This is a genomic window from Arenibacter sp. ARW7G5Y1 (genome assembly GCF_003201775.1).
Lineage (GTDB): Bacteria > Bacteroidota > Bacteroidia > Flavobacteriales > Flavobacteriaceae > Arenibacter.
This window is the reverse complement of the sequence record NZ_QJJZ01000022.1, coordinates 25163-38689: the sequence shown is the minus strand read 5'-3', so window position 1 is coordinate 38689 and position 13527 is coordinate 25163. Positions and strand designations below refer to the sequence as shown.

Here is a 13527-nt window from a genome sequence, read left to right as displayed (position 1 = left end):
ACAACAAAATCATAGTCTAACCGTTAGCAAACAATTCAACCAATAATAAATGAAAATATTAATAAACGATTTAAAGTCTGAACAAGATACTTATAAGGATATTTTCAAAAATTATGGATATGAAGAAAATGAGTTGATTTTTCTAGAATCTTACCAGCAGGTAAAATCTTTTCTTAGCGAACAACTTGAAAAAAATAAACTTCACATTGATGCAATAATTACAAACGAATCTTCAAGACAGCTTGTTGATACTTTGCAAGCATCCAATTTGGCACATTTTAAAAACGAACTTTATACCTCATACTCTAAAGGAAATTTTAGAATCAATTCCATTCCCCTAATTCTCTATTCACAAACGGAATCAAGAGAAAATATTGGAATTGAAGGTTTTGATTCCGTCATCAAGAAAAATTCAGAGGGACAATATGATTATTTCGTTTCCAAATTCGAAGAGTCAATTAAGAATTGGCGAAGGTCTTTGTTAACAGATTTAGAAAATTTAGAAATATTAAATCGGAATACACATAATTTTCAGGAATCACATTTTTACAAAACTTACTATAAGAATACTATAGGAAAAAATGCAGAAACCTATTTTCTTATAAAGACTAACATTGTCTCAAAAGAATTTATAAAACTTCCAACACCACTAATATTAGATTGGTTAATGCTTAGGCGAAATGAAATAGAAAAATCAATTTTAGAATTCAATAGTACATACAACAGACACATAAAATACGATAGCAAAAATAACGAGCGAACTATCTTGCATAATTTCTTCAATGAAAATAAAATGATTTTGTTGAGAGATGCATTTGTAGATTTAGATTATGAAAAAAATCTATATGATTTAAACGAGAAAACTAATGAAGAATGTGATTACATTTTAAAAACAGAGTTTCCTGAATTTCTTAAAACCACTTTTTTTGAGGTAAAGAAAGAAGATGTTACTTTCTATGTAAAAAAGAAAACCAAAAGACCTCAATTGAGTAGCAATTATTTGTCGCACTTGGAACAAGTGTGGAGATATAAAGAATATTCTAAAAATGAGAAAAACAAACCAGAATTGGAATCCAAATTAGGCTATAGCACTTCTAATTTTGACCACATTTTACTTGCTGGAAGAAAAGAAGAAAAACTTGAGATGAAGGATAAATTTAATAGTGATTTATACAGAATGTTTAATGGAATTGCAGTAGTCACTTATGAAGAACTGGAAGAGTTAAATATTGATTATTTCGATAAATTCAATAGATTGAATATTGAAACAAAATAAAAACGCATACAACAATGGCTTTTAGTAATTGCTTGTTCCCGCCTATTTCTGAAAATACTCCCACGCCCAAAATCGTAAAAGCACGGATTTTCTATTAGGTTGGTATTTACTAAATTAGTTGCTTAACCACGCAACTAATTTCATACAAACTTGTTGAAGGTAATTTAAAAAATGAAAGAATACAGATTAGAATTAATAAAGATTGGTGAAACTTATATCAAATTCGATTTTGATTTTAATGAAACTAATCAAGAGTTAATAAAGAAAGCGTACTTAGAGCAAATTGGTTTTTCATCATTCGAATTTTTTAAAAACAGGGAATCATTAAAGATTTCGATTGAATATGACGAAGGCTCTTTAAAAACAAGAATTATTGTTTGGGGTACAGCAATTTATATGGGATTAGCGAACTATGGTTCATTCCGAGCAGGAGTTAGAGAATTAGTAAATGATGTCAAAGACTTTTCAGAATATGTTATTGAGCATATTGATGACGACCCTAATATTAGCAACAAAAACATTATTAGAACAGAAAAGAGAACTGGATTACCTGGCCGTATTCAAGACATATACAACCGAATAGATAAATTGGAAAAAAATATAAATAACCTAACGAATAATCAAATCCAACAAGAAATTCAACTGATTAAACAAGAGGTAGCCAATCTTTATACAGTCCTTCCATTTCAAGAAAGAGATGTCTTTCTAAATGAATTAAGTAATAATTTCAAGCAAAATCTACCTAACCCAAACGATTCTAGAACAGATTATTTAGCAAATCGTTATGGTCTAAAACCTGATGAAGATGTGGAATTCATAAACAACTAATATGGAAATAGAATTAAAAAATTTTTCAATGAAAACAATACTTATAGTTATCGGAATTGGAATTTGGGCAATCGTACTTCAAAATGCCGGTGTTATTCCTACTAAGCAAAATGTATATGTTAAAGGAGGTTACATTGATGCAGATGTAAGTGGAAGTGTTGATATAGACAATACAGTAGATGTCAATGGATATATTGACGTAAACATTCAAGCAATTAATGGAAAGAGTAATGCTTTCTATAAAGATAGAGATGGTGACTATGTCCTTTTACCTGTATTAAGTCGATAATAAAAAATACCGCTAAGAATGGTTACAAGTAATTGCTTGTTCTCGATTATTTCTGAAAATACTCCCGGATTTTCAGTTAGGTGGTTACTAGCACAGTTTAGTGTTAAACAACCCAACTTCTCATAGCCGAGACTATTAGTTGTAATTTCAACCCAATTATATATGATTAGAATTAATAACATGACTAAAACAAGTATTTGGATTTATGGATTAATGTTATTCGCTAGTATTAATATGTTTGCCCAGAATAATATTAATAGAAAAAAAAATCGACTCTCTAACTACTGAAATTGATAATTGTTTAAACTGTAGTAGAGTACTGTACAAAAGAGCTAAACTGTATCTTTTGGAAGACGAAAAAATGAAAGCAATGAGCGATTTGAATAAAGCAATCGATATTTACATTGAATATTTCCTAAAAGATTCTTTTGATAAAACAACTCTGACAGAATACTACAATGAGAGAGCTTATTTAAAATCTGAATTAAAAGATTATCGCGGAGCCATTCAAGATTATGAAAAAGCAATTTCAATGAAAGTTGGATATGCAAGTTTATGGGATAAGGTGTATTTTGGTAAGGGATTTTGCGAAACCAAAATTGGAAATTTTCAAAGTGCAGTAGAAAGCTATGAGAAGGTGTTTATACATAACCCAAAGGACGAATTAGCACATTTTAATGTTGGTTTAGTGAAAATTGCGTTAGGAAGAAAAAATGAGGGCTGTTTGAATTTAAGTAAATCGGGTGAATTAGGATATAGTGATGCTTATGAAATAATAGCTGAACATTGTAACTGAAGTCTGAATTGTATAAAAACTACAGCCAATAACACAATCTATAAACTATACGGACTTCGGGCTTAATTGAAAGGTTTGTGTATTTTTATTAAGTTCGGAAAATTATTTCGATTTCGCTTTGGACAGTAAAAAATAAATCACAACAAAAAGATTTCGCTATGTGCATAGTGGAACTTAAACGTTGGTTTACTCCCGTACTGTTTAAAGCTTAACCTTTATAATATATTTAAAATTATGAGCGAAGAAAAATATACAGACCTTGCAAATGGAATCGGAATCGCTGCAGAAAAAGCTTTAGAATTTATCGAAAAAATAATTGCAGCTCCAATTATGGAAGGAACTGGAATTTTTACAGATAAAGTAAAATATTGGAGATTTAAAAATCAGGTCAAAATAATAACTAAAGCTCGTGAATATTTAAAAAGTAAAGGAATTGAAATACCAAAAAAGATTCCGATTAAAGATGTAACAACACTACTTGAATATGCCTCATTTGAAGAAGAAGAAATTATGCAAGATAGTTGGGCTAAGTTATTAGCAAATACAATGAACCCAAATAACCAGTTTGACGCTTGCCATATTTTCAGTCAAGTTCTTAACCAAATGTCAGTAAATGAAATTTATATTTTAAATTATGCCTATTCCAAATGTTTTATGGTTAGTAGCGAAGACAGACCTTATTTGGGAAAACATGAATTGATGAAAAATAGTTATTCTGACTATCATACAGGATTGTTGTTAATAGATAACCTTTTGAGACTAAGGTTGATTGAAGAACAACCACCAAAATTTATTGACAATTCTAAAAAACGCCAAATTGTTTATGATGATGGTGATGAAGCAACCCCTGCAAGTGAAATTATTGCTTCAGATTGTTTTAGATTATCCAAATTTGGGGCTGAATTATTAAAACAAATAACGGAATAAAAACGTGTTACAACACTATGTGAAATTAATTGTTGGGTTTATATTGGGAAATTGTGTACCCATAATTTTACTTTCAACATTTTAGGATAAATTATTTTGAAATATGTTTCTCCAAATTGTCACTCATTTTCAAAACTAATCCATCAATAAGTTCTTTTAATTTACAATTATCTATTACTTCATTAATTGACTTTATTAATGCGTCACGTTTGTTTTCTTTATAGATATAGTGATATTGTTTAGAATTATTACTCGCTAAGATGTCGGTTTGGATATTTTTAGCTTCGTTGGAAATTATGAAATTTAATTTCTCCTTTAAATCGGAAACCCCTATAAATACAGCACTAAGTTCATTTTTGATTATAGAATTATGACAATCAAAGAACTGCATATTTCCTCTTAATTCGGGGTGCTTTTCCAATAATTTTGATAAAAGTACTGAAGATTGGTCATGGTCACCTTTTCCTATTGCCGTTTTTTTAAAAGCAAAACAATTGTCTACTCGAATTTTGTTAGGAGCATAAAGTGATTGAAATAAGCATCCACTGTATAAACTTAAAAATTTGAAAGCGGTTAAAGATTTATCCTTAATTACTTCATCGAAAGTTAATAAAGATTTTGGTTCTAATTTTACCCAACCACACCAGCTAACATTCTCGCATTTATAATTCCTTATTAATATCTCTTTTATTGAAATTTTGGGATGTTTTTCGATTAGCAATATGTCAATTAACAAGTGACCTATTTCATGCCATAAAATACTTTGTATTTCTTTAATATCATTCATTAAACATCCTCTTTTGTTAAAGATTCAACGAGTTTTTTTAGACTATCCATGTCTTCAAGTGGAATAAATTCTCCAACTGTTTTGCTTTTGAAAATACTATTGGCAATATCAACTTTTTGAAGCATTGGAATTACATATTTTAGATAATGATTAAAATATTGATAAACATCATTTTTATTGACTGCAAGTTTGTATCCTCCTTTATTAGTATTTGAAACAATAATAATCCCTTTGTACCTGAGATCCCTGATAATTATTCTAAGATTTTCGGTGCTAATTTCACTACCTAAATAATATTTAATGGAGTTTAGCAATTCATAAGTATAAACAAAATGTTTAGGAGAAATTTTTTGATAGGTTAGTAATTGATTTAAAACGTGTTTGTGGATTAAATCAGTTTCTTGTTCTATTAAATCTTCTGCATCGATTTTTACAATGTTATATATTTCGTAATTAATTATTTCTGATTCTTCTAGTTTTTTGTAATGAGATAATTTGTCCTTAGGAGGAAAAAAAGATGTTTTAATAATTCTGGATTTCAAAATATTAAAAATATCATCTTTAATCTCTGACTCAAAAGAAGGATTCACTATTCGCCCAAATGAACCAGAAATTAAATCAGCAAATTGTATTAAAGGCTCACTTAAATCATTTGACATTTCGTAATTGTCAAATAAGGAATTTGATATTTGGTTAGCTAAATAGGATTTTAAGTCTGCATGATAGTCCTCAGAAATAAGGCTATCCATTACAATCTTAAAATCATTGTAATTATTATTTATTAGTCCAATAAAAATCTTCTGAAAATATTTATAAAATACTTCCTTAAATCGTAATCCTCCATGTTCTTTAGACAGCTCATCTTTATTAATCACTAAAATATGTACTGTAAAATCTAAATTGGATATTAAGTAGTTAAGTATTTCTAGCCTTCTCTTGTTATTATTTCTAAGTGATTTTGAACTAGATTTTATTTTATTGCCTGATAAAAACTTATTACTTATTTCATCTCTAACCCTTCTAGCTTTGTCCAGGTTAGATGCTTTAATTATAATTGCAGAGTAAACAAAATGTGTAATGTTTTTTACATCATTATTGTTTAGTGAAGAAGTGCCAAATTCATCACCAAAGATGTATACTCTTTCCATTTTTAAAAGTTTTTATTTTGATTTATTTTAAAAAACACTATTCAAACTTATTAAAAATCTCGTCACTTAAAATTCTCCCTTCTTTTATACAGCCACTGTTATCTATCACACTGACAAAACCTAATTTACATTGGTTTGTCTCTTGACCATGATGTAAATATTGATAATTTCCAAAAGTGCTATCTATTTGTTCTAACTGTGGATAGAGTAACATACTTTTGGTTGAACTCCAATGAAGATTATATGCAAACATCTGTTTTAAGTCATCATCTGATGGGTTATTGGATTCTATAATTTTCCATTTGGTATCTATTATAAAGGCTTCATTACTTTTGTTAGTATTGGTGACTACAATATCTGGTCTAATGGTTTTATGTTCCCAAAACACATTAGAGTTTTGAAATGAAACTTCATACCCTTCTTTCTTGTACTTGTTCAAGATTCTAAATATGTATTCTTCCCAAAGCCTATTCATGTCAAACAAAAGTGTGAGCATATTTTCGTTGCCAGAACTGATGTTTGGAGAGTAATTAAGAATTAACATTTTGGCTATATTTATTGCTCGTGAATAGTCAACTGATTTTCTGTTTAGCTGTAATTTTTTAAAATGGTCTTTAGTAATTTCAACTTGTTTGATGTGCTCAAATTCAAATAACAAACTGTTGACTCTATCTGATAAATGATTATTGGTTAATTCATTTAATATATTTAAACCTTTAAGAAGTATCTGATTTAGCAAATGGTCTTTATCGTATACTTGATGCTCACAATACATCCTTTCTTTATGCACTGTATTTTTGTTAATATTCTTGGCAAACACCAACTTTCCTTTTAAAGCCAATTGATTACTCTCAATTCTCCTGTATTTTTTAATTAAACCTCTTTTGACTAAATGGTTCAACTCATTTAAATACATTTCATAATAAACCTCAAGAATAGACTTGTATCTCTTTTTTAGAGAAGATTCAGAAACACTATCCACTTTAATGTGTTTGCAGACCTTAAGCATTTCAAGGAGTACACTTTGCCAGATTTCTTTTTGCTCAATTGAAGCGTAATTATCCCTATCGGCTTTAGGTAAAATTTCTAATGTTAAACCTCCAATTTGAATTACTCCTACATGACTATTAAACTGAATTCCATTAAAAATTGGTCTAAAATATTTATTGTCATTTCTCTCATTAAATTTGACCATAGCATCAAAATGGCTTTTCTTAAAACCATTCTCACCAACCCTTAATTTTTGGTACTCAAAAACTTGTATAAAATTTTTACCGCTCACTTATTGTATTTGATTTTCATAGATAGATATAAAATCTTCAACATTCATTTCATTTATCTCCTTTTTTAATCTGAAAATCTTCTTATCAGTTACAAAATCAATGTCCTCATAAGCCTTGAATTTTGCTAAAATGCTTTTATTTTCAATTTTCTTGGGTTCAATGAAATTTTCGCCCAAAACCAACCCAATTTTCCCAAAATCGCCATAGAAATATTCTTCCAATAATGGAATAATTTTATCCTTGAAGACAATCCTTAAATCCTTCAATGATTTAATTTCATAGAAATATGAGTGTCCTATTTGATGGTCTTTATCTATAAGTAATTCAATTCTTTCATTTATTTTAGTTAACAAATCTTCAAGGTTAACATCTTGGTACTTATGGTCATTAAGCAGTGTTGGGTCTGGTAATATCTCTTTAAATGAAAATCTTCTTCTTAAGGCAGTATCAAGAGCCTCAACACTTCTGTCCGCAGTATTCATAGTTGCTACTATATAGATGTTGTCAGGCACTGAAAACTTCTCTTTAGAGTAAGGAAGGAGGCAGCTAATGGCTTCATCCTGTCCAGCCCTTTTATCCTTTTCAATAAGTGTAATTAATTCTCCGAAAATAGCAGAGACATTACCTCTATTTATTTCATCAATGATTAAAACATACTTTTGATTTGGAGCTTTGGTTTCTTTTGATAGGTTATATTTTTTCTCCAAATGTTTTAATATTCCATTGGCATACCCTTCCCATCCACTAAATGTTGGTGCTCCAAAATAAAAGTCATGTAATCTTTCAGCAGTCAAGGTGCCATACTGGTTTATTTTTTTAGTTGTAAATAGCGTTAAGTTGCCATTGCTATTTACATTAACTCTGAACTCTTTATTTCTTTGAGTATTCAGAACCAAATATTCTTCTTCAGATTCTATGATATCTTTTGTCAATTTTCCATAGGCCATATCAAAATTTGTAGTTTCTTTTTTTGCTGCGTTTTGACAAAGCTGTTTAAATAAACCTGATTTTATTTCATATTCAATTTCTCCATTATTCCCATTGGTCATTTTAGGTTTTATTCCTTCAATAAAGTCTTCATATGCCATGCTTTGATGGAAAGTGGTAAAGTGAATTTGTTCAGTTGTGAGATACTCTTCATACCTTTCAAGTATGTTTTCCCTATCGTCTTTAGAGTCCGAATATTCCTTATTTTCAATAATTTCTACTGCAATTTTTTTGGTTTTATATGTTTTACCGGTTCCAGGAGGTCCATATAAAATTTGATTCAAAGGAAATTGAAGTTTATTATCATCTTGGTTGTCTGCAACTTCATCCTCAATTATTTTTTCCTCGTAATTATCGTTGTAGAATATAGCGTCTATATTGGTTCGGTTATGCACCTTACTAATTGTGTTTCTATAGCCACCTTTTCTTTTTAAAATAAAGGATTTGAAATCCTTTTGCCAGTCAACCTTTAAGGTCTTACCATCATTAAGGTTTTCTAAAACCCTACCAATACAATGAACCTCTAAAACTGAAATAGTTTTATCATCTTCATTCATAGTGTATGAAGTCTTTGCAGCTATGAGTGAACCAATGGGAACTTCCTTTACCGTATTTATAAATTTGTCATCATAGCCATTTACCCAAATTCCATTCTTAATAAACCTTGGCAATTGGTTTGTTGGGTTTTGACCATAAAAGTGAAACCCTACACAATAATAGGCTGGTATATCTGTATTCATAATCTTTCTGGTTATAAAGAGTAAAAAATCTTGTGTGATGAAATTCCAATGTAATTCTGTAAGCGTATCTACATTAAGTAATTCCTTAAAAACTGTTGTATCTAAATTACTTTTCTTTAATTGCTTTTTTATGCTGTTATAGAAGATTTGGTAAAACTCGAATGATTTGAAATTTCTTTTAGGCGCAACAATCCCTAATCCTTTTGATAAATACTCATAAGCTGGAATAGATTCTCCATCATATGCCATAAATCTTTCAGGTGCGAAAAGGCACAAAAAGGCACTCGTCTTTGGAAAACTTCCAAAGGAAAGAGATAGATTCTCTTTATTAACTAATCCATTATTTTGAATAATATTTCTTAGCTTTTCAATATCTTCAATTGTTAAATAATTATCTTGATATCTGGTTATGGTTTGAATGAAATTTACTCCTTTAACATTAGAGCCTGGACTGTAAGTGTTTTGTTGAGATTCTTCAATTTTTTGTTTAATTACTTCATTTGAATCATTTTTAAAATCGATATGTTCTTCTACCCATTTTATGAAATTGAATTTATAGCTTTCATCTATTCTTAACCAATCAGAATTATCAATTGCATTTTGATATTTAATTATTTGAGGCAGGACCAATGATTCGTCATAATTATTCTTTTTTTGGTTGCTTATAATTTGAAAACCCAATTTTTCAAATGGCTTATTGGCATGTCCGCCAAAGAAGGTGTCTTCATTAATTTTGTATCCCTTTTGTTCAGCAATTATTCTTAAAAAGTCTTTTGGAGGAAATAGTATATTATTTATTGATACAGAATATTTTGTAGATGGTTTAAGCCTTAATTTATTTGAGTGGATAAATTCAAATGCTTCTTGAATAGACGGTTCATCCAACATTTTAAAGAACTTTGACGCATTAATAATTTGAAATTCTTTTGCCATATTTAATTAATATCCTTTATAAATTCATCTTAAACCATTAACACCTGAAGAAATCGATAAAAGCTGTTACTTTCAGAATTTAATGCATATAACCCTTGTATCACTCTCGATTCTATTAAAACCTCTATTCTCAATCAAGTACCGATTAATTGTTTCAGTTACTGGTGTATTTTCATTATTCAAAAAATTATACTTTCTAAAGCAATCTCGGTTTGCCCTGGCCCATTCTTTAGGAGTAGTATGAATTAAATTGTTGTTTTCGTCAAAATAAATAGTGTGATGTTTTTTGTTCATGTTTAAATAATTTAAGAGTTTTCCACTATTTCAATTTCCTCCTTAGTTAAGTCATAAAGTTCATAAACCATTTTGTCTATTTCTTTGTCTGTTTGGTTAATTTGGGTTCGCAAAGTTTGAGCATTGTGTTTTTCTGCTAAAAAGTAATCTTCCCACTCTGCTTTTTGTGATAAAGATAATTCTACTTTTTTCTTTTTTAATTCTTTAAGGAAGTCAGTATAACTAAGCTCATGCCAAGTTTCTAATTTTTTACTTAGTTTGTCAATTGTAGTGAATTCTCTTAGGAGATTTCTTTGGAATTTACTAATAGCTTCTTGTAAGTATTTATTTAAAGAGAGCATTATATCAACTTTTTCTATAAAAGGTTCTTGTTGGGAAAATGTTACTTTCTTTATTGGAAATTTTCTTAAATCATTGAGAATTATTTTTGGAAATAATTTTCTAACTGATTTAGCTGTGTTTTTTAAAAAGTAATAGGATAACAGGCTGCTATTCAGTAGACAGACAACATATTTTAAAGAAACATCAGAGTTGTCCTTTTCAACTATACCAATGTTACTTCTGTTGTACAAATACAATTCCTCGGTATATGTTGATACAAGACAGTTCGGAAATTTTCCAGTAATTTCTCTAACTATTATTTTTTTTCCATTAAATAAGTTAAAGGTTCTTGGAGCTGCTAAGTTCTCTCCATATCTTAGATATAATCCAGACCAGTTAGTGTAATACCTGCCGACATCCTTACCTTCCAAATATTTATGGGTATTTTCATTGAATTTAAATTCATAGTCATAAGGTCTGTTTTTTACATCCTCAGCAGTTTGTTTTGGTTCACCTTTATTTTTTTCATAGGCTTGTAATCCAGCTTTTATTTCAACTAAATCATCAAGTGAGATTGTATTATTATTTAGTTTCGAGTTTACTCTATCACCTTCATCATCAAGAAATACCTTAAACTCAAAACAATCATTTTTTTGAAAATCATTTTGGTTTTTAACGTGTGATAGATAGAACTCAGTACCATTATTTAAAAGTATTTCTAAAATATTACTCGTTTGCATTACTTCTTTTTTAGCTAATAAAATCACTGTCTCTACATTAGCACTTTCAAAAGAGTAGCCCTCTAAGTTTATTATCTGATATAACTTACAAGTTTCTAATAAGTACTTTCTTAATCCTTCCCCAGAATATACCATAAGCCAAGAATTGGGTATAATTAATCCATAAACTCCGTTTTGCTTTATTAGTTTAACTGATTTCTCAATAAATAATAGGTATGTATTGATTTGATATTTTGCTGAGACATATTCGTTTATATAGAAATCCTTTTCTTCTTGACTGAAATTATCTCTTGCAAATACATAAGGAGGGTTACCAATAATCACATCAAACCCACCTTTATCAAAAATATGAGGAAATTCTTTTTCCCAATTAAAAGCCTTGTCTCCCGCTACTTCTGGGTTGTCTATTAAGCTGTTGCCACATTTGATATTGTTGCTTAAATCATTTAGTTTTCTATTAGGCACAGCGGTCCTGAGCCATAATGAAAGCTTAGCTATTTCAACACTTTCTTCATTTAAGTCAACCCCAAATAGGTTGTTTTCTAAAATGCTTTTCTCTAAATCACTTAATATTATTGCATCACCAAAGAGTTTAGCTTGTAATTCATCAATGTATTTGTGTTCAAGAATTAAAAAGTCTAGAGCTTGGTTTAAAAATGCTCCAGAGCCACAAGCTGGGTCACAAATGGTTAATTGCAATAGCCAATCTCTATAAGTAGTTAATTTGTCTATAAGACCTTTAATAGTCTTCTTTTGCCTTTTCTTGTCTGTAATAAAGTCTTCTTCTACTATTTCTAGTTCAGCTTTCTTTTCTTCACAAATCTTACCAACTGTGTTTTCAACAATGTATTTTGTTATGTATTTAGGTGTATAGAAAACACCATCTTTTTTCCTTTTAGTATTGCTTTTAACGACTTCTGTTCCTTCTAGTTCAGCTTTAACTTCATCAATTTCATTTAATGAATTCTCAAAAATATGGCCTAGAATATTCACATCTACTTCACTATCAAAATCATACTCAGAGAGTTTAAGCGTATGTTTGTATAACAAATCATCATCTATAATTACAGTGTCTAAAATCTCATTAGGCTTGAATAAGCCACCATTGTAAGCATATATGTCATGATGTTTTCCTTTAAAGCCAGTATTTAAATAACCAAAGTACTTTTTAAACCTATCAAAAAGCGGTGTGTAAGCATCTAAGTCTTGTAGTTTTTTCCATTGGCTTAAAACCAATCTTACAGAGTTTGGAGGTAGTAATTGTCTGTCTTCAGCAAAGAATAAGAACAAAAATCTATCTAGTAAAGTTTGGGATTGTTTAAATAAAGTTAAGTTATCAAACTGGGGGTTTAATGCAACTAGATTTTGATACAATTCTCTTTTAAAAACAGAGTAGTGATTATATAGACTTTTAGTAATTGCTTCTTCCTCACTTAAAGATGTTTTTTTTATTTTAAGAGGAGTATCATTATTTATCTTTTCATAGGATAGACATAAATATAACAACTCAAATTCTTGTTGTGGTAAAGTGAATAAGTTAAATTCAATATGATCAATAGTATCCTCTATATAGAACCTTAATTTTTCAAAATTGGAAGTAATTACATAAGGGCATTTAGGTTGATTGTTTTTGTACCCAAACGCTTGTACCTCTATTTTCTTTAAGTCTGTTGTGTTTGTGCCTTTAAGTTCAATTACGGCCTTGACTTCATCATTAATTACGATTGCCCCATCTGCTTTTTTGCTATCCTTTACATTTTTATATTCAGTGGTTAAATTAAAATTGGGTTCCGGATTTAATGTATAACCTAAAATTTTTACAAATAGCTCCCTAAAAAAGCCTTCTTGAAACTGTTCTTCCTTACTATTTCTAATGTTGTTCTGTATTTCAGGATTTTGAAAATAGGTTTTAAAATGTTCCCATTTTTTCTGAAGAAGTTCTTTGTCCTGAGCTTTTAAATGTTTAGCAACTACAGAGTTTTGAAAAAAAGACATGGATAATGATTAGTTGTTCAAAAGCTAAATATAACGATTAGCACGTCATAGTACTTAACGTATGGATTTAATTTTTTTAAAATTTTTTAGCAGTCATGTGTTCGTGAATCTCCCTATCTCAAACCCCCCACCAATCCCAAGTAAAGGGGGAATCCCCCCCTACCTTAGTTTCAGTAAGTCTTT

General features: G+C 29.4%; 10 protein-coding genes. 5 read left to right on the top strand and 5 right to left on the bottom strand.

Annotated elements, in window-relative coordinates; all coding sequences use genetic code 11:
- Nucleotides 1–49 precede the first annotated feature (49 nt).
- From C7972_RS21605 to C7972_RS21580, 5 genes are all read left to right on the top strand, one after another.
- A complete protein-coding gene (locus tag C7972_RS21605; protein ID WP_110358249.1) occupies nucleotides 50–1276 on the top strand; it encodes a Shedu anti-phage system protein SduA domain-containing protein in 1227 nt (408 codons plus the stop codon).
- A 171-nt stretch (nucleotides 1277–1447) separates the two neighbouring features.
- Nucleotides 1448–2104, top strand: coding sequence for a hypothetical protein (locus C7972_RS21600; protein WP_110358248.1), 657 nt, complete (start codon nucleotides 1448–1450; stop codon nucleotides 2102–2104).
- A gap of 1 nt (nucleotide 2105) precedes the next feature.
- Complete coding sequence (locus C7972_RS21595) at nucleotides 2106–2393, top strand: hypothetical protein (protein ID WP_146216366.1); 288 nt, start codon at nucleotides 2106–2108, stop codon at nucleotides 2391–2393.
- Between the two features lie 346 nt (nucleotides 2394–2739).
- Nucleotides 2740–3189, top strand: a complete 450-nt coding sequence (locus C7972_RS21585) for a hypothetical protein (protein WP_146216365.1) — start codon at nucleotides 2740–2742, stop codon at nucleotides 3187–3189.
- A 234-nt stretch (nucleotides 3190–3423) separates the two neighbouring features.
- A complete protein-coding gene (locus C7972_RS21580) occupies nucleotides 3424–4116 on the top strand; it encodes an Abi-alpha family protein (protein WP_110358244.1) in 693 nt (230 codons plus the stop codon).
- A gap of 91 nt (nucleotides 4117–4207) precedes the next feature.
- Here C7972_RS21580 and C7972_RS21575 read toward each other — a convergent pair whose 3' ends face one another.
- From C7972_RS21575 to C7972_RS21550, 5 genes are all read right to left on the bottom strand, one after another.
- Complete coding sequence (locus C7972_RS21575; RefSeq protein WP_110358243.1) at nucleotides 4208–4903, bottom strand: hypothetical protein; 696 nt, start codon at nucleotides 4901–4903, stop codon at nucleotides 4208–4210.
- The gene (locus C7972_RS21570) at nucleotides 4903–6051 is read right to left on the bottom strand and encodes a DUF3800 domain-containing protein (RefSeq protein ID WP_110358242.1); all 1149 of its coding nucleotides are present in this window, start codon (nucleotides 6049–6051) and stop codon (nucleotides 4903–4905) included. The genes C7972_RS21575 and C7972_RS21570 overlap by 1 nt, the downstream gene beginning before the upstream one ends.
- A gap of 37 nt (nucleotides 6052–6088) precedes the next feature.
- Nucleotides 6089–7333, bottom strand: coding sequence for an McrC family protein (locus C7972_RS21565; protein ID WP_110358241.1), 1245 nt, complete (start codon nucleotides 7331–7333; stop codon nucleotides 6089–6091).
- Nucleotides 7334–9994, bottom strand: a complete 2661-nt coding sequence (locus C7972_RS21560; protein WP_110358240.1) for an McrB family protein — start codon at nucleotides 9992–9994, stop codon at nucleotides 7334–7336. It abuts the gene before it with no gap.
- Nucleotides 9995–10299: 305 nt separating this feature from the next.
- Nucleotides 10300–13344: an Eco57I restriction-modification methylase domain-containing protein gene (locus C7972_RS21550; RefSeq protein ID WP_110358238.1), complete on the bottom strand. Its 3045-nt coding sequence runs from the start codon at nucleotides 13342–13344 to the stop codon at nucleotides 10300–10302.
- Between the last annotated feature and the right edge of the window lie 183 nt (nucleotides 13345–13527).